The following is a 21,271-nucleotide window of genomic DNA, read 5'->3' on the forward strand; positions in this document are numbered from 1 at the left end:
TGGACCTTGAGGACCGTCTGGGCGACGGAGAGCTCGTACTCGCGCGGCTTGAGCTCGTAGTCCACGAAGGCGCCGGGGAGTTCGGCCTCGCCGACATGCCCGGAGGACATGGCGATCTCGGCCTCGCCGTGCTTGTTCTGGCGCTGCGCGGGCAGCGAGCTGAACTCGTGGATGTGCTCCGCGAGCGCCGGGGACTGGGCCTGTACGGCGGCGAAGTCGGCGCGGGAGAGGGTGAGCAGGGTGCCGGGGGTCTCGGCGGTGGCGGTGTAGTCCCACCTGGAGTCGGTGTCCAGAAGGGCGTTCTCGCCGAACCGGTCGCCGTCGGCGAGGACCGCGACGGCCACCTCGTCACCGTACTTGCCGACCGAGGTCTGGCTGATCCGGCCGTGGGCGATCAGGTGGATCTGCTCGGCGGCGGCGCCGCGCTCGACGATGACCTCTCCGGCGCGGAAGTCGCGCTGGACGCAGCGGTCGGCCAGGGCGCGCAGCACGTCCTCGTCGTCGAGGCCGCGCAGCAGGGCGAGTTCGCCGAGCTCCCGGGGGATGACCCGGACGCTGGCGCCGTCCTGCACGAACTCGATCACGCCGTCGCCGACGGTGTAGCTCAGCCGGCGGTTCACCCGGTAGGCGCCGCCCTTCGTCTCCACCCAGGGGAGCATCCGCAGCAGCCACCGGGAGGTGATCTCCTGCATCTGCGGGGCGGACTTGGTCGTGGTGGCGAGGTTCCGGGCTGCCGCGGTGCTCAGGCTGGACTGCGGCCGCGGCGGCTCCAGCTCCGTGTCCGGGCCGGTCTCAACGGTCATGGGTCGAGCGCTCCTTGGAAAGAGGAAAAACCGACACGATCTCTGGGATTCCGTGGGATTACGTGGGATTCCGTCCAGATCCGGGGGAACAGTAGCCGCCGGGAGAGACCCCCTGCCCAGCCGGAACGGCGCCGTTACCTCGAAGCAGTGATCTTGCAGATCGCGGGGTTTATCCGGCCGGTGACGACATTCGAGCCACCCCGGGAGGGTGCGTCGGGGCGCACGGAGAATGCCGCGCGCCCCTCTCACAACTCACCTGTGAACGAATGGGGTTGACGATCCGTCTGGTCAGGCATCGGAGAGCCGCCGGCCGGGGGCGCACGACGGCCTGCGCCGAACGAGCGGTGCGATTCGGGTCGGGCCGCCCGGTTTCGGCCACGCCCTTCGGTCCGCCCGCGCGTGCGACGGGTCCGGGGAGGTGAACACCCCCGGACGGCCCAGAGTGCCCCTACCGGGCGAAGAGGAGTCCGAGCGGGGTCGGGGCAGGCGGGCGTCGGCTTCCGCACTCCTGGGTAGGGGTCCACGAGCGGGCCGCGCGGCCCGCGGGAGGGACGCGACATGGATGAAGTGGGCGCCGGGGAGCGGGTGTTGTCGGCGGCCGAGCTGTTCGACGGGCTCGGGGCGGACTACGAGAAGGCGTTCGGGCAGGTGCCGGAGCAGCTGGCGGCGGTCGAGTGGCTCGACGCCCGGCTCCCGCGAGGTGCCCGGGTCCTGGACGTCGGCAGCGGCACCGGGCGCCCGGTCGCCGAGCTCCTCGCCCGGGCCGGGCACGAGGTCACCGGCATCGACGTGTCGGGGGCGATGGTGGAGCTCGCCCGGCGCCAGGTGCCGGAGGCCCGCTTCGAGCAGTGCGACGTACGGGACTTCGACGCCCCGCAGGGCGGTTTCGACGCCGTCTGTTCCTTCTTCCCGCTCCTGATGATGAGCCGTGCCGGCGCCGTCGGCGCGCTGCACCGGATGGCCGGCTGGCTGAAGCCGGGCGGCCTTCTGGTCGGCGCGACCGTCCCGGCCGACGTCGAGGACGTCGAGATCGTCTTCATGGGCCACCGGGCCCGGGTCTCCAGCTTCTCCGCCGAGGAGTACGTGCGGCTGCTGTGCGAGGACTGCGGCCTGGAGATCCTGCACCAGGCCGTCTCCGAGTTCCGTCCCGCCGGACCGTCCGCCGCTCCGGAGGAGCACCTGTTCTGCTACGCGCGGCGCCCGGCCGGGGCGGAGGGCTGATCCACCGCGATCTCAAGCCGTCGAGCGTGCCGCTCGCCCCTGGCGGTCCGCCGCCCCGTCCGGCCTCCGTGGTCGCCAGCGGTACGATCAACGCCATGCCGCAGCAGGCGTCCGCCCACGATCCCGTTTCCTCGGCTGATTCCGTACCCCGGAAAACGCCTGGTCAGGGTAGGCTTGACCATTTGGGCGGGCAGCGGGCAGCGGGCAGCGGGCAGCGCGCAGGCAGCCGGCAGCGGGTCGTGCTCGTGGCCGTACGGTCGGCCGCGGCGTTGCACCGGGTCCTTGACGTGCTGCCCGTGTTCCGGGGGGACGCCCGGGTCAAGGTCCGCTTCACGCTCGTGCCCGGGTCGGACTTCGGGGTCGACGCGCTCGCCGCGCTGGATCGTTCCGGCGCCCGGGTCCTCGCCTGGGAGGACGCCCGCCGGGCCCGCCATGATCTGATCCTCGCGGCCAGCCCCAAGGGAGATCTGCACGAGCTGCGCGGTCCGCGGGTGCTGCTGCCCCATGGGGCCGGGTTCAACAAGGCGGTCCGTGACGACGGCTCGACGGGTGTGGCCTCCGGGCTCGACCCCCACTATCTCCTCCGGACCGACGGCACCCCCTGGGCCGACCTCCACGCCTTCGCGCACGGCGACCAGGTCACCCGCCTCGCCGCCCACTGCCCGCCCGCCGCGGACCGCGCCGCCGTCGTGGGCGACCCCACCCTGGACCGGCTCCTCGCCTCGGTCCCGCGCCGGGACGCGTACCGCGACGCGCTCGGTACGGGCTCGCGCCGGCTCGTCGTCCTCACCTCCACCTGGGGCGCGGAATCGCTGCTCGGCAGACGCACGGAGCTGCCCGCCGAACTCACCGGGCACCACCCGCACGACGCGTACCAGTTCGCTCTGGTCGTCCACCCCAACACGTACAGCGGTACCGGGTCCTTCGACCTGGCCCGGCATCTCGCGCCCGCGCTCGACGCGGGGCTCGTCCTCGCCCGTCCGTACGAGGAGTGGGCGGCGCTCCTGGTGGCCGCGGACGCGGTGGTGAGCGACCACGGGTCGACCGCGCTCTACGCCGCCGCACTCGGGCGGCGGGTCGTCAACGCCTACGACGGCGGGCAGGAGCTGCTGCCCGGGAGCCCGATGGCCCGGCTCCTCGACTCCGCGCCGAAGCTCGCCTCCGCCACCGATCTGGAGGCGGCGCTGCACACGACTTCCCCGGCCGACGACCCGCGCGCCCACGCGGCGCACGCGTTCGCACGCGAGGACGAGGGGCAGGCACTGACGCGTCTGCGCGAACGGCTCTACCCGCTCCTCGGGCTGCGCCCACCCGCACACTCCCTGGAAGCGGCCGCCTTCCCGAGCCCGGGCTCGGCGCCCCGCCGCCCGCCGGCCTTCGTCGTCCGGGCCGAGCCGACGGACGGACAGGTCTCCGTACGGCGCTTCCCCGTCCACAGCCGGCAGGCGCCCCACCACCTCGCGGCCGAGGACCCCACGGCCGGTCCGCGCCCGCTCCAGAGCGCGGCCGTCCTGTGGCGGCGCGCCGGAACCGGCGCCCCCGAGACGCCGTACGCACGCACCGCATGGACCGCGGAGGGCTGGACGGCCCGTGCGCTCACGGAGTACCCGGGGTGCCGCACGGCCACCGCGGTCCTGACGCACGGGCGGCTGCTGCTCAGACACCGCGCGGCCGGGCTGTTCAGCGTGAGCGTGGAGCCCCACCGGGAGGGCGGCCGGGTGACGTACCCCGATCCGCCCGCCGTGGCGTCGGCGGTCCACGCCTGGCTCGGAGCCGGGGGCCGCGCGACCGGGCAGCGGTCGCTGACGTGCGTCGTCGGGACCGCGGTCGTCCGCGTGCGGCTCGGCCCGGCCCGCCCGGAAGACCTGGACTACGAGCTCTGAGACGACGAGCTCGACGAGTCCGACGAGTTCCGCTCGTCCGGTACGACGCCGCCGGCCCGCACCGTGATGTCCCGGGCCCTCGCGCGGTGTCCTTCGGCGGTCTCGGTGTCGCCGCGCTCCTCCGCCAGGGCGGCGAGTTCGGTGAGGACCCGGACCTCGTCCGTACGGGAGCCACGGGCGCGGGCACTGTCGAGCGCGGCGGTCACCAGGGGCAGCGCCTCGTCCGGCCGTCCGGCCAGGCGCAGGGCGCGGCCCAGTTCGAAGCCGGTGCGTGCGGTCATCCGCTCGCGGCGCTGCTCCGCCGCACTCGCGTGGGCCGTCTCCAGATGCCTGACGGCCTCCTCGTACGCGCCGCTGCGCAGGGCGGTGCGGCCGAGAAGGTAGGTCTGGAGCATCACGCCGTACGCGTTGCCGATCCGCGCGTGGACGGCCCTGGCCGTCTCGAAGTCGGCGGCGGCACCCGCCCAGTCCCCGGTCTCGGCCTTCAGGAGGCCCTGGAACTCGACGGCCGAGGCCCTGAGCCTGCGCTCCGCGGGGTCCTCGCCCAGGGACTCGGAGGCGTGGAGGGCGTGCCGCAGGTGCTCCGCGGCCTCCTCGTGGCGCTCCTGTTCCCACAGCGGGCGGGCCAGCTGGCAGCGCATGCGGATCATCGCCGGCAGGAACTCCGTCCGGTCGGCCGCGGCAGTGCCCGTCCGGAAGGCGTCGATGGCGTCGGCGTAGTGGGGATGGTCGAGGAAGCTGGTCCACAGCGGCTCGCACAGCGCCCACGCGTCCTCGAAGAGCTCGGCCTCGTGAGCGAGCCGCACGCATCCGTACAGGGCCAGGCGCTGTGATTCCAGCCAGCGCAGGGCCTCCGCCTTGCCGGCGAACTCGATGTCCGGCACCAGGTCGGAGACCGCCTCGGGGATCTCGCCGAAGGTCATCCGCGGGCCGGCGGCCAGGAGGTCCGCGCGGGCGGCCTGGCGCCGGTACCAGCGGATCAGGGCACGGCGGGCGCGGTCCCGGTCGGCGCCGTCCGGGTCGTCGCGCCGTGCGCGGCGCCCCGCGTGACCGCGCAGGAGGTCGTGCATCCGCCACGCGGCGCCGGCGCCGGCGCCCGCACCCGCACCCGCACCCGCACCCGCACCCGCAGCCTCCTCGATCAGCCCCGCGGTGTGGAGTTCCTCCAGCGCGTCCGCGGCCGTCTCCGGGTCCGCGCCGAGCAGCGCCGCGGCCGCCGGCTCCTCGACCGCCGGGCCGGGCAGCTCCGCGAGGAGCCGGTAGAGGCGCGCTGCCTCCGGAGGCAGCGACGCGTAGGCCGCGTCCCACACGGCTTCGACCATCGGGATGCCCTTCCCGTGCAGTTCCGTGGTCAGTTCGGTGACGAGCCGGGACAGGCTCCGCCTGCGGTGGCGCCGTACCCACCGGCCCGCCACGTGCAGGGCGGCCGGCAGTCCGCCGCACTCCCGGGCGAGGCGCGCCGCCGCGTCCGGCTCGTCCGTGAGGCGCGGATCCGCCACGAGGTGCCGCAGCAGCCGCACCGCGTGCTCGACGCCCAGCGGACCGACCGGGACCTCCACCGCCGCCGTCCCGTCGAGGTCGTACAGCACGCCCTGACTGGTGACGATCACCAGGCTCCGGTCCGAGGCGGGAAGCAGCGGAAGCACCTCGCTCCCGAGGCGCGCGTTGTCGACGACCACGATCAGCCGCTTGTCCCGGGTGCGGGTCCAGAGTTGCTTCGTGCGCCCCGCGAACGACCGCTCCAGCCAGTCGGGGTCGACCCCGAGGCCGGTCAGCAGCTCCCCGACGGCGTCCGCGACCTCGACGGTTCCGTCCCTCCGGAGCGCGTCCAGGTCGACGTAGAGCACTCCGTCGGGATACGCGTCGGTGAGCCGGCGCGCCACATGGAACCCGAGGGCCGTCTTCCCGACCCCGCCGATCCCCGTGAGCGCGACGACGAGCGGCCCCGCCTCGGCCGCGTGCGCCTCCACGGCCCGTGCGATGCGCGCCTGTTCGACGTCGCGGTTCTCGAACCGTACGGGCGCGGGCGGGAGTTGGAAGGGGACGGGGGCCCTGGTGGCCGCGCCGTCCCCGTACACATGCTGGTGCAGCTCCCCGATGCGGCCGGCCTGCACCACGACCTCGGCCCGCCCGTCCAGACTGTTGCGCGTCTCGTCCGCCATGCCCCAACCCTAGGGGGTGGCAGGCCGTCTGACGGGGCGCCACCGCCCGGACACGGCTCGGGTCAGAGCAGCGTCTGCCAGTAGTCCCACCAGCGGGTGGCGATCAGCATCACGATGACCAGGTACCAGGTGACCGGCACGACCCAGTGGAACTCCTGCGCGCCCGCGACGAGTCCGCGCGGTGCCCGGAGGATTCCGTGGCGCAGGTTGTGGACGGTCGTGTACCAGAACATGGCGATGGTGGCGGCCCAGGCGAGCGCGCACCACAGGCACAGCGCGCCGATCTCGTACAGCGCCTGGCTCATCAGCCACATGCAGAAGACCGAGCCGATCGCGGTGCCCGCGTTCAGGCCGAGCCAGAACCAGCGGCGGAAGGCGGCGCCGGCGAGCAGCGCGATCCCGATGAAGGCGACGACGGGGTAGGCGGCGAGGCCGGCCATGGGGTTCGGGAAGCCGAACACGGAGGCCTGGTCGCTCGTCATCACGTTCGTGCAGGACACGACCGGGCTGAGGTTGCAGGACGGGCTGAAGCCGGGGTTCGCGAGCAGCTCGAACTTGTCGATGGTGATCACGAACGAGGCGAGCGTGCCCAGGGCGCCGGTGACGATCAGCAGCCAGGCGAACGCACGCGATCCGGCGACAGCGGCGCCCGCCGCCGCGGTCCCGGGTGCCGCTCCGGTTCCCGGCGCGCCCTCCTCCCGCTTGCGGGGTGGGCGATGCCGGGCGGTCGTGGGGGTGTGGGCCATCGGGTTCGTACCGCCTCAGTGACGTCGGGGAATGGGTGCCCCGGCCCGGGTGGCCCGGCGGCCGCCATGCCAGGGATGCTCCGCAGTGAAGCCGAACCGCGCCACCGCTCCCAAGGGCCGAACGGCCCGCCCACAGGTGTTCGACCCCAGGCTCCAGGTCCCGGTGCCGGGTCCCCGGTCCCAGGTCACGTGCCCGTACGCCGCCGCGCCGCCGCCGCGCCGCTAGCGCGTGGGCGCCGCCGCCTCGCGGCGGACGTGGTCCGGCCAGACGACATCCACGGGGATGCCGCGGGCGAGGGCGTAGGCCACGAGGTGCGCCGTGGCGTCCTTGCCGTTGGACGGCGAGCCGTCCCAGACGGCGATCAGGTGCCGGCATCCCTTGACCAGCTGCTCGTCGGCGCAGACACAGGCGTCACGGTCGGCGGGGTCGTACGCGAGCAGGCGCACCTCGTCCGCCAGCGCGAGCAGGTCCCCGGCCGCGAGGCGGTCGCGCGGCGGCAGCTCCTCAGGAGCGGCGGCACCGGCGGGGAACGTGACGACGAGGCGGTGTCCGGCGGCCTTCGCCGCCCGGGCGAACAGGGCCGGGATCCCCCGCCCGGCCCGTACCAGACCGGCCTGCCCCGCGGGGAGCTCCGCCAGTCTGGCACTCAGTTCCGCCTCGACCGCGGCCCGCGCCGCCCCGCTCAGATCGATGTGTCCCACCGCGACGATCACCGTCTGTTCACCCTTCGCGTGTCCGCTGTGACATCCTCACCCCCGGCAGTGAACCGACCCGCTCGGACGCACGACAAGGGCCGAACGACCCTTCCGCCCCGGCCCGGCGGGTCGTCTACTGAAACCGTCCATCCGTCCGCCCGCCGCTCCGACATTCCTTCCGGCATTCCCGCCGGCAATCCCTCTGCCTCCGTTCCCCCTCCGTTTCCGCCCTCAGGACGCACCCGATGAACGACAGTCCGACCCGCTTCCCCGCTCCGGCCGGCCCGGCGCCCAGCGCCCCCGCCGCGCCCGACAGCGGGCGCCGCCGCACGGTCCCGCTGGATCCCGACGAGGCCCTGCGCCTGCTGGCCGGTGCGCCCCTGGGCCGGATCGTGTTCACCCGGCAGGCGCTGCCCGCGATCCGCCCGGTCAACCACATCGTCGACGACGGGCACATCATCATCCGCACGCACGAGAGCGGTGCGCTGGTGCTCAGCACCAAGGAGGCCGGTACGCGCGGCGTCGTCGTCGCCTACGAGGCGGACGACATCGACACGACCACGCGCCTCGGCTGGAGCACCGTGGTGACCGGCTACTGCCACCTGGTGACCGACCCCGACGACCTCGCCCGCTACGAGCGGCTGCTCACCCCGTGGTCGGACCAGACCATGGACCAGGTCGTCCGCATCCGCCCGGACCTGGTGACCGGCATCCGCCTCGTCCACGTCGCCGAGACCGACTGACGGCCCCCTCCCCGAAACGACGAAACGCCCCGCCCTTGACCTTCCGAATTGCTAATCTTGGCAATTGTCGACTTCATGAGCACCACCTGGAGCCGCGAGGATGAGTGCCATGACGAACGGTTCTGAACGCACACGACACACAGGGCGAGGGCGCGGGAGGCCCTGCGGGCGGTGGGCCGCGTGAGCACACCGCTGTACCAGCTCAAGGCCGAGTTCTTCAAGACGCTCGGCCACCCGGTCCGCATCCGGGTCCTGGAGCTCCTGAGCCTGCGCGAGTACGCGGTCTCGGAGCTGCTCCCCGAGGTCGGCGTCGAGCCCGCCCACCTCTCCCAGCAGCTCGCCGTCCTGCGCCGCGCGAACCTCGTCGTCGCGCGCCGCGAGGGCTCGGCCGTGCACTACACCCTCACCGACCCGCAGGTCGCCGAGCTGCTCACCGTCGCCCGCTCGATCCTCTCGGGCGTGCTCGCCGGCCAGGCCGAACTCCTCGCCGACCTCCGCGCGACGTCTCCGGTTCCGCCACCGGGTTCCGCCCCACCCGCCTGAGGCCCCGGCTCCGGTCCCGGTCCCGGTCCCGTAACCCCCTCGTAGATCAAAATCTCAACAAAGCACGCAAAGCGCAGGGAAAGTTCCGTAACTCCGGCTACCGAGAACTCCGTTAGCCGCCGCGGAGGAGTGTCCTCACCACCCTTGGGAGGGGCGTTCATGGGCTTGTTGCGCAAGATCCGTACCACCGGGCGGGTGGCCGAACCGGCACCGCCCGCGCCCGCCGACGCGCCACTCCCACAGGCCCGGGCGCTCGGCGGTTCGGCCCAGGTCCGCTGTGTGGACGCGGGCTCGTGCAACGGCTGCGAGATCGAGATCACCGCCGCGTTCAACCCCGTGTACGACGCCGAGCGGTACGGCGCCCGGCTCGTCGCCTCGCCCCGGCACGCGGACGTGGCCCTGGTGACGGGGCCGGTCACCAGGAACATGGCCGAGCCCCTGCGGCGCACGGTCCAGGCGATGCCCGAGCCGCCGATCGTCGTCGCGGTCGGCGACTGCGCGATCGACTGCGGGGAGTTCGCCGGCGGGTACGGGGTCGAGGGCGCGGTCTCCGACGTCGTGGCCGTGGATCTGGCCGTACCGGGCTGTCCGCCGGAACCGGCGGCGATCGTGGCCGCACTGCGCCGGGTGACCGGCCGGTGATCGCGGCGGGCCTGGGGGCGGCCGGCGCGCTGGCCGCCGCGGGCGCCGTGGCGGGGGCCGCGCTGCCGGCCCGGGCGCGGCTCGTCGTGGCGGGCGTGTGCACGGCCGGAGTCGGCGCGGCGGGCTGCGCGGCCGGCGTGGGCGCCCTGGGCGGGGAGCAGTGGGGCGGGCGGCTGCCGGGACTCCTTCCGCTCGCGGGCACGGTGTGGCAGGTGGACGCGCTGTCCGGGCTGTTCATGGCGGTGGCGGGCGCGGTGGTCGCCGCGGTGGCGGTGTACGCCATCGGTTACGCCTCCGGGCACGGGCCGCTCGGGCTCGCGTCCCGCACCGCGCAGGCGGTGCTGCCGCTCTTCGCGCTCACCCTGGTGCTCGTACCGGCCGCCGCCTCCGTCTCCACCTTCCTCCTGGCCTGGGAACTGATGGCGGTCTCCTCGCTGTTGCTGGTCCTGGTGGAGCACCGGTCGCGGGCGGAGGTGCGCGCGGCCGGTCTCTGGTACGCGGTGATGACCCATCTCGGTCTGGTGCTGCTGCTCGCGGGTTTCGCGCTGTTCGCGGCGCGGGCCGGCGGGGAGGGCTTCGACGTGCTCCGCGCCCGGGCCGGGGAGCTGTCGCCTGCCGTACGGGGCACGGTGTTCGTGCTCACGGGCGCGGCGTTCGCCTCCAAGGCGGGCGCCGTTCCGCTGCACGCCTGGCTGCCCCGGGCGCATCCCGAGGCGCCGGGTCCGGTGTCGGCGCTGATGAGCGCGGCGATGGTCAATCTCGGGGTGTACGGGATCGCGCGCACCGGGTTCGACCTGCTCGGCGGCGGGCCGTCCTGGTGGTGGCTCGGTCTGATGGCGATCGGCGGGATCTCGGCCGTGTACGGGATCCTCCAGGCGGCGATCTCGTCGGACGTGAAGCGGCTGCTCGCCTATTCGACGGCCGAGAACCTGGGTCTCGTGCTCGTGGGCGCGGGTGCGGCGGGTCTCTTCGCCTCGTCCGGCGACGGCGGTCTGGCGGCGCTCGCGCTGTCCGCGGCTCTGCTGCACGTCGTCAACCATGCCGCCTTCAAGGCCCTGTTGTTCGGCTCCGCCGGTGCGGTGGTCCGGGCGACGGGGGTGCGGGACCTCGACCGGCTCGGCGGGCTGCGGTCCCGGATGCCGGTGACGGCGGCGTTCTTCGCGGTGGGTGCGCTGGGCGCCGTGGCACTGCCGCCGGGGAACGGCTTCGTCAGCGAGTGGCTGCTGCTGCAGTCGCTGATCCACGGTCTGGAGATGCCGGGCATCGAGGTGGCGATCGCCCTGCCGCTCGCGGTGGGCCTTGTCGCCCTGTCGGCGGGCGTGGCGGCGGCGGTGTTCGTGAAGGCGCTCGGGGTGGGCTTCTTCGCCCGCCCGCGCAGCACCCGGGCCGAACAGGCGAAGGAGGCACCGCCGTTGATGCTGGCGGGCCTTGGCCTGCTCGCGCTGGGGTGCGCGGTGCTCGCGCTGCTGCCCGGGCTGCTCGCCCCGGGCCTCGGGCGGGCGGTCGCCGCCGTGCGGCTGCCGGCCGGCGGTTCCGTCACAGGCACCGGGGCCGTGGCGGACGACGGTCTGGGCGTACGCCTGCGCGACATCTCGGCCGCGCTCTCGCCGCTGTGGGTGGCGCTCGGCCTCGCCACGGTGTTCCTCCTTGTCACGGCCCTTCCCCGGATCCTGGGCAACCGGCGGCGCAGGGCCAGGCTGTGGGACTGCGGCGGTGGCTCCCCGACCCCGCGCATGGCGTACACGGCGACCTCGTTCGCGGAGCCCCTGCAGCGCGTCTTCGACGACGTGCTCGCTCCCGAGCAGGACGTCGACGTCACCCACGTACGCGAGTCGGTGTATCTGGTCGAGCGCGTACGGTTCCGGGCACGGGTGCCGGACCGGGTCGAGCACCGTCTCTACGACCCGCTGCTCGCCCGGCTCGCCCGGACCGGGCGGGCGGCCCGCCGCCTCGCCGGCGGCAGTGTGCACGTCTATCTCGGATACGGATTCCTCGGGCTGCTCTCGCTGTTCGTGGTGCTGGTGGTGGGCTGGTGAGCGTCATGGGGTACGCGGCGGTCGCCGTGCAGGCGGGCGCGGTGGTGGGCGGGGCGCCGCTGCTCACCGGTCTGATGCGGCAGGTGCGGGCGCGGCTCGAAGGGCGGGCGGGGGCCGGGGTGCTCCAGCCGCTGCGGGACACCCGCAAGCTGCTGCGCCGCGAGCCGATCGCCCCGGCGGGCACCGGTCCGGCGTTCCGTGCCGCGCCCGCGCTGCTCGTGGCGACGACGCTGGTGGTCGCCACGCTCGTTCCGCTGCTCTCCACCCGGACTCCGGTCGCGGGGCGGGCGGATCTGATCCTGGTGGTGGCGCTGCTCGCGCTCGGCACCGTCACGCTGGCGCTCGCGGGTCTGGACACGGGCACCGCGTTCGGCGGCATGGGGGCGTCGCGGGAGATGACGATCGCGGCCCTGGTCGAACCGACGCTCCTGATGGCGGTGTTCGCCCTGTCGATACCGGCCGGGACCACCAATCTGCCCGAGATCGTCGACGGTGCGGTGCGGGAGCCGGACCGGCTGGCGTCGCCGGCGGGGCTGCTCGCCGCGGCGGCCCTCGCGGTCGCGGTGCTCGCGGAGACCGGCCGTATCCCGGTCGACAATCCGTCCACGCACCTGGAGTTGACGATGGTGCACGAGGCGATGGTCCTGGAGTACGCGGGCCGGGACCTGGCCCTTGTGGAACTGGGCGCGCAGATGCGGCTCATGGTGCTGCTCGGGCTGCTCGCCTCGCTGTTCGCGCCGTGGGGCATCGCCACCTCGGCCTCGGCGGGCGCCCTCGCGCTCGCCCTGCTCGTGTTCGTGGTGAAGGTGGCGGTCCTGGGCTCGGTGCTCGCGGCGGCCGAGGTGTTCTGGGCGAAGGTGCGTCTGTTCCGGGTGCCGGAACTCCTCGCGGGTTCCTTCCTGTTGGCGCTGCTCGCGGTGACCGCCTCGTTCTTCCTGAGCGGGGAGTGAGACGGAGTGAGGCGCGTATGAGCGACAGTGTGTACGTACAGCTGCTCGATCTGGCCTGCGGGGCGTTCCTGCTCGCCGCCGTGCTGATCCTCTGGCGGCGTGAGCTCTCCGTGATCGTACGGATCTTCGCCTTTCAGGGCGTCGCCCTGGGCGCGATCGCCCTGCTCCTGGGCATCCACGAGGAGCGGGCGGACCTGGTCGCGGTCGCGGTGGGGATCGGCGTCCTGCGGGCCGGGGTCCTGCCGTACGTGATGCGCCGGGCGCTCTCGGCCGTGACCGCGGACCGGCATCCGTACGACATCGGGAGCGCGGAGACCCGGGAGACCCGGCCCGTGGTGAACGTGGCGGCGTCGCTGCTCGCGGCGGCGGCCCTGACGCTGCTCGCCTACGCGGTGGCGCGTCCGCTGGTCGAGCTCGATCCCTCGCCGGCGACCCGTGCGCTGCCGGTGGGCCTGGCGGTGGTGCTCATCGGGTTCTTCGTGCTGGTCACCCGGCGGCGCGCGCTGTCCCAGGTGGTGGGCTTCCTGCTGCTGGACAACGGCATCACCGCGACCGCCTTCCTCGCCGCGTCCGGAGTGCCGCTCATCGTCGAACTGGGCGTCTCCTTCGACGTCCTGCTCGCGGTGCTCGTCCTCCAGCTGCTCACCGCGCGGATGCGGGCCGCGTTCGGCACCACCGATCTCGACGATCTGAGGGAGCTGCACGACTGATGCAGGCCACCATGACCGCTGCCGTGCTCGCCGCACCCGTCGCCGTACCGTGCGGCGTGGCCGCCGCCCATGCCGTCGCCCTCGCCCGGCTGCGGCGCGCGATGCCGCGCGACGTGTCACGTCCGGTGCCCGCCCTGGTCGGGGCGGCGGGCGAGGAGGCGCCTCCCGCCCCGCCGGCCCCTTCGGCCCCCGAACCGCCGCCCGCTCCGGGCACGGCGTGGTGGGGTGTGCTGTCCCCGGTCGCCGTCCTCGTGTGCGGGGTGCTGCTCACGGCCGCGCTGCCCCGCGGCGGCGCGCTCACCGCGTTCGGCGGACTGCTCCGGGCGGACGCGCCCACCGTGTGGATGCTGCTCGTCGTGGGCGCCGTCGCGCTCGTCGCCTGTGCCACGCTGCCGTCGTACGGGTCCGGTGAACGGCTCTCCGCGCGGGCGACGGCCCTGCTGCACACCCTGGTGCAGGCGTTCCTGGCCGCCATGTGCCTGGCCGTGGTGACGGCCAACCTCGGTGTGCTGTGGGTGGCGGTCGAGGCGACGACGATCGTCACCGCCTTCCTCGTCGGCCACCGGCGCACCCGCCGATCGGTCGAGGCCGCCTGGAAGTACGTGGTGATCTGCTCGGCCGGCATCGCCCTCGCGTTCCTGGGCACGGTCCTCGTGTACTCCGCCGCCCGGCATGCCGGGATCGACGAGGCGCACGCCCTCGACTGGCCGACGCTCGTCGCGCACGCCGGCGAGTTCGACCCGTCCGTCACGCGGCTCGGCGTCTCCCTGGTCATCCTGGGCTTCGGCGCCAAGGCCGGCCTCGTCCCCCTGCACGCCTGGCTGCCGGACGCCCACAGCCAGGCACCGGCCCCGGTCTCCGCCCTGATGTCCGGGGTGCTGCTCTCCGTCGCCTTCCTCGCGATCCTGCGGTACGAGACGATCGCGGACGCCGCCCTCGGGCACGGCTGGACCCGGGTGCTGCTCAGCACGATCGCCCTGCTCACCCTGGCGCTCGCCACCGCGCTGCTGCTCGCCCAGCGGGACTACAAGCGCATGCTGGCCTATTCGAGCATGGAGCACATGAGCCTGATCGCCCTCGGCACGGCGATCGGCACGCCGCTCGCGCTCGCGGCCGTCCTGCTGCACATCGCCGGGCACGGCCTGGCCAAGTCGGTCGCCTTCTGCGCCTCGGGCCATGTGCTGAACCTGACCGGGACGACACTCGTCGGGCGGGTACGGGGGCTGCTCGCGCGGCTCCCCTGGCTCGGCGCGGTCCTCGGCCTCTCGGTCCTCGCGCTGCTCGGCTTCCCGCCGTTCGCGCTGTTCGCCTCCGAACTGGGCATCGTCCGGGCCGGTTTCGCGGCCGGGCTCGGCTGGGTGACGGCGGCCGCGCTGCTGCTCGTCCTGGTCGCCTTCGCCGCGCTCGCCGCCCGTACCGCACGGATGGTCCTCGGCCCCGCGCCCGCCCACTCCCCCGCTCCGGCGGCCTCGTCGGCCTCGTCGGCCTCGTCGGCTTCGTCGGCCTCGGTGCCGGCGGGCGCCGTCTGGCCGCTCGTCCTCGGGCTGGCCGCCTGCGCCGCGCTCGGCATCGCGACCGGACCGCTCACCGATCTCCTGCACGATGCCGCCGCCGCGATCGGAGGCCACTGACCATGCGTACCACCCACGAGATCGGCATCGACGAACTCCCCGTCCGTACCGCCGAGTTGCTGGACGGCGGACACCGGCTGGCCCTCGTCGCCGCGCATCACGACAACGGCGACCGGATCCGTGTCGTCTACCTCTTCGCCGCCGGCCCTCCGGACGTGCGCACCGAACTCCATGTGCACCTGGACCCCGACAAGCCCGAGGTCCCCACGCTCGCCCATCTCTCCTTCCCCGCGGGCCGGTTCGAGCGCGAGATGCGGGACCTGCACGGTGTCGTCCCGCTCGGTCACCCGCTCCCCCGCCGCCTGGTGCGCCACTTCCACTGGCCCAAGGGCTGGTACCCGATGCGTCCCGACGCCGGGCCGCCGCCGCCGTTCGCCGAGCAGGAGGGGCCGTACCCCTTCCTGGAGGTCGAGGGCGACGGCGTGTACGAGATCCCCGTCGGCCCGGTCCACGCCGGGCTCATCGAGCCGGGCCACTTCCGCTTCTCCGTCGTCGGCGAGACGATCCTCAAGCTCAAGGCCCGGCTGTGGTTCGTCCACCGCGGTGTCGAGAAGCTCTTCCAGGGCCGGACCGTCACCGCGGGTCTGCCGCTCGCCGAACGCATCAGTGGCGACACCGCCGTCGGCCACGCCCTCGCGTACTGCCTGGCCGTCGAGGAGGCCACCGGTACGGAGATCCCGGCCGCCGCCGCCCGCGCCCGCGCGCTCCTCCTCGAACTGGAGCGCCTGCACAACCATGTCGCCGACCTCGGCATGCTCTGCAACGACGTCGGCCACGGCATCCTCAACGCCCATGCGCAGCGGGTCCGCGAACAGCTGCTCCGGCTCAACGCGGAGGTCACCGGCCACCGGCTGCTGAGGGGCGGAGTCGTCCCGGGCGGCGCGGCCCTGCGCTCCCTCCCGGCCCCCGCCCGGCTCGCCGCCCTCGGCCGCGACATCCGCGAGATCGCCGGTCTCGCCCTCCATCACTCCACGGTCCTCGACCGGTTCACCGGCACCGCCGTCCTGACCGCCGAGGCCGCCCGGGACATCGGCTGCCTCGGCTACGTCGCCCGCGCGAGCGGCCTGCCCGGCACCGACGCCCGGGTCGCCCACCCCTTCCTCTCGTACGACACCGACCTCGCCGTCCCCGTCCACGACACCGGCGACGTCCTCGCCCGCTTCCTGGTCCGCGCCGAGGAGATCGACGTCTCCCTCGCCCTGATCGACCACCTCGCCGAGGGTCTCGCCCCGGGCCCGGCCGTCGTCCCCGTGACGCCGCGCGCGGGCTCGGGTGTCGGCCTCGTCGAGTCCTGGCGCGGCACCCTCGCCACCCGCGTCGAGACCACCGCCGACGGCCACCTCACCCGCGTGAAGCCGGTGGACCCGTCCTTCTTCAACTGGCCGGCCCTGCCTATCGCCCTGACCGACACGATCGTTCCCGACTTCCCGCTGACGAACAAGAGCTTCAACCTGTCGTACGCGGGAAACGACCTCTAACCCCGCCGTCGGCGCGCGCGCAGGACAACGGCGGCGACGGCGACGGCAGCGAGCACGCCGCCGCCTGCCATCAGCCATGGGCCGCGCCCCGGGCCGGGCTCGGGCTCAGGCCCGGCAGCGGCCGGTCTCGGGGCGGAGGCGGTCGACGGCTCCGCGGAAGGGGTCGGCGGCGTGGTGGGTGCCGGGGGTGCGGTGGCAGACGGTGACGCCGGGGTCCCGGGGGAGACCGTGATCTCCTCCTCGTCCCGGCCGAGGGCCGGGAAGCCGGCCTCGACGACGACCGTCCAGCGGCCGGGCGGCAGTGCCTCGGCGGTGGTCCAGCCGGTGGCGGGCGCGGGTTCGCGGACCAGTTTCCACGGTCCGGCCGTACGGCCGTCGGCGCTGCGGGCGTTGACCGTGGCGGCGACGTTCCCCTCGACGGGGTCGTGGTCGTTCTCCCAGACGACGCTCGTGCGCACCCTGCCGAAGTCGTGCCCGGTGATCTCCACGTTCAGGGTGTCGCCGTGGGCCAGGGCGGTCCCGGCGGCGACGGTCAGGGACAGGGCCGCCCCTGCCAGGGTGGTGGCGACGGCGGCGGAAAGCGTTCGGCGCATGGTGATGTGCTCCAGAGGAGGAAGGCTCGGACGGGCGGGCGTGGGGACGGCCGGCGGGACAGGGCCCGCCGGCCGTCCGAAGGCGCGGTTCAGGACGCGGTCTGGACCGTCCAGGACTGGGCCGGTGCGCCGGTCGCGCTCTGCAGCTCGATCAGCCAGGACCCGTAGTACGGGCGGTTGCTGACGCCGAGGACGTAACGGCTCGCGCCCGCGGCGATCGTCACGCCGCGCCCGTTCCCGGCGGCCGTGATCCGCCACTGCTGGGCGGCGACGTCCCGGCAGGGCTGCTGCGCCACCCACATGCCGGCGCTCGGGGCGCCGCCCACCTGGAGGCACTTGCCGGAGACGGCGGAACGGATCCGGCTGGAGCCGTTGCCGGCCTGGTCGACGTACCACTGCTGCTGGGCGTATCCGTTGCGCTGCGAGCCGACGAGCACGGTGTTGTCCGCGCTCCGCCCGCCCCAGATCTCGGCGGCCGTGCCGGTGGCTCCGTTGACGAACAACTGGCGTGCGCCGGGCTGAGGCGTCGTGCCGCCACCCCCGCCGCCCGCGGTGCGGAACGAGGTCGCCCTGCCCCGGCCGCTGTCACGCCCGGAGGTGTCGCGTACGGAGACGGCCACGGTGTAGCCGGTGTCGGGCCTCAGGTTGTAGAGGCGGACGCTGGTGGTCTGCACCCAGCCGATCGCCCGCCCGTCGAGGAAGACCTGGTACCAGGCCGCGCCGGCGACCGGCTTCCAGGTGGCGACGGCGGAGTCGGCGGCGATCTGTCCGACGGTGACGGTGGGCGCGGTGCCGGGGCCGGCGGTCGGCGTCGGTGTGGGCGTGGGCGTACGTGTGGGCGTCGGGGTCGGGGTCGGACCGGGGTTCGGGTTCGTTCCGCTGTCGCTCCGCATCAGGAACTGGTTGTCGGCGATGTTCCAGTGCGTGGCCAGGTAGCTCCCCGGCCGGGGGCTGGTGTGGAAGTAGTCGTCGTGGTTGCAGTCGAGGCGGTTCTCGTAGTTCTGGTCCTGGCAGACCGTGCGCATCCGCGGGTAGTACGGGCTGTCCGAGTAGCACATCACGTCCCACTCGTCCGTGCAGTGCGCGCCACGGCTGGTGTTGGGCGCGCTGTTGTTCACCGCGCCCAGATTGTGGCCGAGTTCGTGCGCCGCGGTGTGTCCGCCCCAGCAGCCCGCGTCCGTACGCCCGTAGGAGGGACCGAAGTTGCTGAGGTTGCTCTGGCCCGGGCGCTCGTCTCCGGCGAAGGTGCCGATGCCGCAGTAGATCTGGGTGTCCGAGAAGATCATGTACTTGCGGTCACGACGGTCGAGCCCCTTGGCCGCGAGCGCCCTGTTGGTGGCGCTGAACTCCGCGAGGGCGGCGTCGGAGAGCTCGATGTTGAGCACGGTGGGCGTGCAGTCGGCCGCCGTCACGTAGCGGATGTGCCGGACGCCGCCGGTGTCCTTGGCGCTCTCGGAGTAGATGAGGTCGGCATCGGCCGCCCACTTGCGGAACGACGCGAAGTACTGCGCGTACCGGTCCCGTCCGGGTGCGTGGGCGTAGACGACCTGCACGCGGTTGCCGGTGCTGCCGTCGCCGTCGCACTGCACGGTCTGGCCCGTGGGCCCCTCCGCCGGAGTCTGTGACGTACCGCCCGGCCCCCCGGCCGGACGGGACGCGGCAGCGCTGCCGGACGCGGTGGCGTCGAGCGCGGGGGCTGTGGCGGCCGGGCGTGCGGCGGGCGCGGAATCGCCGCGCCCGCTGCCCGCCTTGGTGGGGTCCACCGCGGCTGCGGTCGCCGGAACCGCGGGCGCGATGCTCTTCTTGATGTCGACGCCCTTGGGCGGAGCGTCGGGGCCGTGCGTGCACTCGCCGCGGGCCGTGCGGTACACCCCCGTGCACCGGTCACCCTCGGGCGCGACGGCCAGCCCCCGGTAGACCAGGCCCCGCCCCGGCTCGCTCTTCGGGACCCGGGTCAGCGGCTCGGGTTCCTTCTCGCGCGCCGGCTCCTTCGCCGGCTCCGTCGCAGCGGCGGGCTCCCCCAGGGCGAGCGGCTGCGGGCGGCTCTCCCCCGGCCCGGAGTTCAGACTCCCGTAAGCGACCGAGCCCGTCACCGCCATCACGGCGACGGCGGCCGCGGCGAGTATGAGCCGGCGGGCCCTGCGGCGCTGGGGTCTTTTGAGTCTTCGCCGTCCGGACATATGTGCACCTCTTCCTTGGTCAGGGAACGGTGCGCGGCAGCCTGCCAGACGGCTTTTGCGGAGTATTCAGAAAAAAGGGACGGACCGCGTGCGGTCCGTCCGGTCACGAGCGTTCTTGAATTGATGACCTATCAAGTCGCTTTGTTTTCAAGGGAGTTACGCGCGTCGCTCACCAGTGGTCGAGTCCAATTCCAGAATCTCGTGACAAGACCGTGACAAGCGGGAAAGTTTCATTGACGCAGCATCAATTCACGGTTCCACCGTGTGAATTGGAGCGGTCACGAACGGTGCTCCCGGCACGGGGGCAACGGCGCTCCTGGCGGGGGCGGGGCCCGTCACATCGGGGTCATCGAGCTCTGCAGGCCCGGCAGCAGCCAGTCCTGGAAGGGTGCGAGCACCGCGAGCACCAGGAACCCGACACCGGCCACCCGGGCCAGCTGCGGACCCCGGTACCAGAGCTTCTCCAGGAAGATCAGTGCCGCCACCCCCGCCATCGCCGCGACGTTCATGACACCCAGCGGGATCAGCAGGACCATCAGCGCCCAGCAGCAGCCGACGCAGTACGCGCCGTGGTGCAGCCCCACCCGCAGATCGCGCAGCCGAGGCCGGTACGAGGCGTACCGCATCAGCTGGGCCATGGGGCTGCGGCAGTGCCGCAGGCAGATGTCCTTGAGCGGGCCCAGCTGATACAGCCCGGCCAGCGCGAAGGCGGCCGCCCCGATCCACCTCCCGACGTCCGGGTCCCGGTCGACCAGGGCACCGGTCAGCGCGAGCCCTCCGTACGCGAGGAGGCCGAACACCGTCCACGCCGTCAGGTAGCCGACGATGAACTCGGTGGTGCGCAGCGCCCGTCCGGCACCGCTGGACTGGCGGGCTATCCCCCTGACCCAGGTCAGCGCGACCGGGGCGACGGAGGGCAGCATCATCGCCGCCATCATCGCCACCCAGAGCAGGAGGAAGAGCGGCAGCGCCATCCCCATCGTGCCGGGCTCGACCCCCATGTCCCGGGCCTGGCCCACGGTGAGCACCCAGGCCAGGACCGCGATCAGGACGATCAGCGACCAGGCCACGGCGAGGTCCCGGACCGGCAGCAGCACCCCCCGCCGCAACGGATGACTCTTCGTGTCCGGCCGCTGAACCGTACGCATGACGCACTCCCGTCCGCCCCTTCCAGCACAGCACGGATCCCGGCCCCGCACACTCGCCCGCGACTGGCTGCCCGCGCGGCCCGAGCGCACGATGGAAGAGAGAGCATGAGGGGTGAGAGCGATGACACAGGCGGCAGAAGCCGTGCCTGCCTGGCATCTGGCAGGCGACTGGTTCGACGTGTGCAAGTGCGACATTCCGTGTCCGTGCTCGTTCGCCCAGCCACCGTCCACCGGTGACTGCGAAGGCATCCTGGTGTGGCACATACGTGAGGGGAACTACGGCGACGCCCGGCTGGACGGCCTGAACATGGTGATGCTGGGTTCCTTCGTCGGCAATGTCTGGGCGGAGCACTCGGACTCGTACGCGGCGTTCCTCTTCGACGAGCGGGCCGACGACGGGCAGCGGGGCGCCCTGCAGATGATCTTCAGCGGGCAGGCCGGCAGCTGGCCGGCGCAGCTGGTGAGCATGGGAGCCTTCGAGGTACGGGGCATGGACTTCGCCCCCATAGAGGTGGAGATCGACGAGGACCTGGCCACCTGGCGGGCCAGTGTCCCGGGACGGGTCGAGGCCCGCGCCGAGGCACTCACCGGCCCGACTACCCCGGACGGGGCCCGCGTGCAGTCGACCAACCTCCCCGGCTGCGAAACCGGCCCCGGCCAGCTCGCCACCTGGGGCCGCGCCATCACCGACCAGGCCGACGCCTTCGGCTTCGCCTGGAACCGCACCGGCAAGTCCAGCAAGACGATCACCTTCGACTGGTCCGGCCCCGACTGAGCGCCGGCGTCGCGCGGCTCCCGGTCGCCCCCGGGCGCCCCCGGACGCACGAAAGGCCGCCCTCCCACGGATGAGAGAACGGCCTCCGACCTGCGTTTCCGCATGGTCGGGACGACAGGATTTGAACCTGCGACCCCTTGACCCCCAGTCAAGTGCGCTACCAAGCTGCGCCACGTCCCGGTGCCCGTCTGACCTGGGGTTTCCCTGGCCGAACGCGCATGAGAACAATACCGCACTTCGGCGGGTGCTCACGAACCGGTTTGCCGGTCGCCCTCAAGCGGACGTGAGGTGGCACGGTGAGTAGCGGGACGAACACACCACGGCCGACCGC

The 21,271-nt window shown here is 73.5% G+C and carries 18 protein-coding genes and 1 tRNA gene; 11 read left to right on the top strand and 8 right to left on the bottom strand.

All coding sequences use genetic code 11. From position 1 onward, the window contains the following. Positions 1–803: cyclic nucleotide-binding domain-containing protein (locus AB0C73_RS10710; RefSeq protein WP_362527274.1), on the bottom strand; the 803-nt coding region annotated here is incomplete at its 3' end. A gap of 558 nt (positions 804–1,361) precedes the next feature. Here AB0C73_RS10710 and AB0C73_RS10715 point away from each other — a divergent pair. Continuing rightward, positions 1,362–2,024 carry a class I SAM-dependent methyltransferase gene (locus AB0C73_RS10715; RefSeq protein ID WP_362527276.1) on the top strand — a complete coding sequence of 221 codons (663 nt, stop codon included), beginning with the start codon at positions 1,362–1,364 and terminating at the stop codon, positions 2,022–2,024. Between the two features lie 182 nt (positions 2,025–2,206). Beyond that, on the top strand, positions 2,207–3,907 hold the full coding sequence (locus AB0C73_RS10720; protein ID WP_362527279.1) for a translation initiation factor 2: 1,701 nt from the start codon (positions 2,207–2,209) through the stop codon (positions 3,905–3,907). On the opposite strand, the gene AB0C73_RS10725 is transcribed toward AB0C73_RS10720, so the two are convergent. From AB0C73_RS10725 to AB0C73_RS10735, 3 genes are all read right to left on the bottom strand, one after another. Next, a complete protein-coding gene (locus AB0C73_RS10725; RefSeq protein WP_362527281.1) occupies positions 3,895–6,069 on the bottom strand; it encodes an NB-ARC domain-containing protein in 2,175 nt (724 codons plus the stop codon). The two genes, AB0C73_RS10720 and AB0C73_RS10725, sit on opposite strands and share 13 nt — an antisense overlap. Before the next feature lie 62 nt (positions 6,070–6,131). Then, the gene (locus AB0C73_RS10730) at positions 6,132–6,815 is read right to left on the bottom strand and encodes a vitamin K epoxide reductase family protein (protein WP_362527282.1); all 684 of its coding nucleotides are present in this window, start codon (positions 6,813–6,815) and stop codon (positions 6,132–6,134) included. A gap of 222 nt (positions 6,816–7,037) precedes the next feature. Then, positions 7,038–7,529 carry a hypothetical protein gene (locus AB0C73_RS10735; RefSeq protein ID WP_362527285.1) on the bottom strand — a complete coding sequence of 164 codons (492 nt, stop codon included), beginning with the start codon at positions 7,527–7,529 and terminating at the stop codon, positions 7,038–7,040. A 227-nt stretch (positions 7,530–7,756) separates the two neighbouring features. Between AB0C73_RS10735 and AB0C73_RS10740 the strand changes: the two genes are divergently transcribed. The 8 genes from AB0C73_RS10740 (at position 7,757) to AB0C73_RS10775 (ending at position 16,244) form a co-directional block, all read left to right on the top strand. Beyond that, positions 7,757–8,254, top strand: a complete 498-nt coding sequence (locus tag AB0C73_RS10740; protein WP_362527288.1) for a pyridoxamine 5'-phosphate oxidase family protein — start codon at positions 7,757–7,759, stop codon at positions 8,252–8,254. A gap of 180 nt (positions 8,255–8,434) precedes the next feature. Next, the gene (locus AB0C73_RS10745) at positions 8,435–8,797 is read left to right on the top strand and encodes a metalloregulator ArsR/SmtB family transcription factor (RefSeq protein ID WP_362527291.1); all 363 of its coding nucleotides are present in this window, start codon (positions 8,435–8,437) and stop codon (positions 8,795–8,797) included. A gap of 159 nt (positions 8,798–8,956) precedes the next feature. After that, on the top strand, positions 8,957–9,439 hold the full coding sequence (locus AB0C73_RS10750; protein WP_362527293.1) for an oxidoreductase: 483 nt from the start codon (positions 8,957–8,959) through the stop codon (positions 9,437–9,439). Next, entirely contained in the window at positions 9,436–11,475 is a 2,040-nt protein-coding gene (locus AB0C73_RS10755) for a proton-conducting transporter membrane subunit (protein ID WP_362527295.1), read from the top strand. The genes AB0C73_RS10750 and AB0C73_RS10755 overlap by 4 nt, the downstream gene beginning before the upstream one ends. A gap of 5 nt (positions 11,476–11,480) precedes the next feature. Further along, positions 11,481–12,425, top strand: a complete 945-nt coding sequence (locus tag AB0C73_RS10760) for an NADH-quinone oxidoreductase subunit H (protein WP_362528000.1) — start codon at positions 11,481–11,483, stop codon at positions 12,423–12,425. Positions 12,426–12,442: 17 nt separating this feature from the next. Then, complete coding sequence (locus AB0C73_RS10765; protein ID WP_362527297.1) at positions 12,443–13,135, top strand: hypothetical protein; 693 nt, start codon at positions 12,443–12,445, stop codon at positions 13,133–13,135. Further along, positions 13,135–14,766, top strand: coding sequence for a proton-conducting transporter membrane subunit (locus AB0C73_RS10770; RefSeq protein WP_362527300.1), 1,632 nt, complete (start codon positions 13,135–13,137; stop codon positions 14,764–14,766). Before AB0C73_RS10765 ends, AB0C73_RS10770 begins: the two co-directional genes overlap by 1 nt. 2 nt (positions 14,767–14,768) lie before the next feature. Further along, positions 14,769–16,244, top strand: coding sequence for an NADH-quinone oxidoreductase subunit C (locus tag AB0C73_RS10775; RefSeq protein WP_362527303.1), 1,476 nt, complete (start codon positions 14,769–14,771; stop codon positions 16,242–16,244). Here AB0C73_RS10775 and AB0C73_RS10780 read toward each other — a convergent pair. The 3 genes from AB0C73_RS10780 to AB0C73_RS10790 all read right to left on the bottom strand — a co-directional run bounded on the left by AB0C73_RS10780 (position 16,241) and on the right by AB0C73_RS10790 (position 20,165). Further along, positions 16,241–16,837, bottom strand: coding sequence for a hypothetical protein (locus AB0C73_RS10780; RefSeq protein WP_362527306.1), 597 nt, complete (start codon positions 16,835–16,837; stop codon positions 16,241–16,243). The two genes, AB0C73_RS10775 and AB0C73_RS10780, sit on opposite strands and share 4 nt — an antisense overlap. An 89-nt stretch (positions 16,838–16,926) precedes the next feature. Beyond that, entirely contained in the window at positions 16,927–19,017 is a 2,091-nt protein-coding gene (locus tag AB0C73_RS10785) for an RICIN domain-containing protein (protein WP_362527308.1), read from the bottom strand. Between the two features lie 335 nt (positions 19,018–19,352). Further along, positions 19,353–20,165, bottom strand: a complete 813-nt coding sequence (locus AB0C73_RS10790; RefSeq protein WP_362527310.1) for a DUF2182 domain-containing protein — start codon at positions 20,163–20,165, stop codon at positions 19,353–19,355. Positions 20,166–20,286: 121 nt separating this feature from the next. Between AB0C73_RS10790 and AB0C73_RS10795 the strand changes: the two genes are divergently transcribed. After that, on the top strand, positions 20,287–20,940 hold the full coding sequence (locus tag AB0C73_RS10795; RefSeq protein ID WP_362527312.1) for a DUF1326 domain-containing protein: 654 nt from the start codon (positions 20,287–20,289) through the stop codon (positions 20,938–20,940). Positions 20,941–21,043: 103 nt separating this feature from the next. Here the strand turns inward: AB0C73_RS10795 and AB0C73_RS10800 are convergent. Further along, positions 21,044–21,120, bottom strand: a tRNA-Pro gene (locus tag AB0C73_RS10800). Positions 21,121–21,271: the final 151 nt, after the last annotated feature.

The organism is Streptomyces sp. NPDC048623 (assembly GCF_040650755.1).
Classification (GTDB): Bacteria; Actinomycetota; Actinomycetes; order Streptomycetales; family Streptomycetaceae; genus Streptomyces.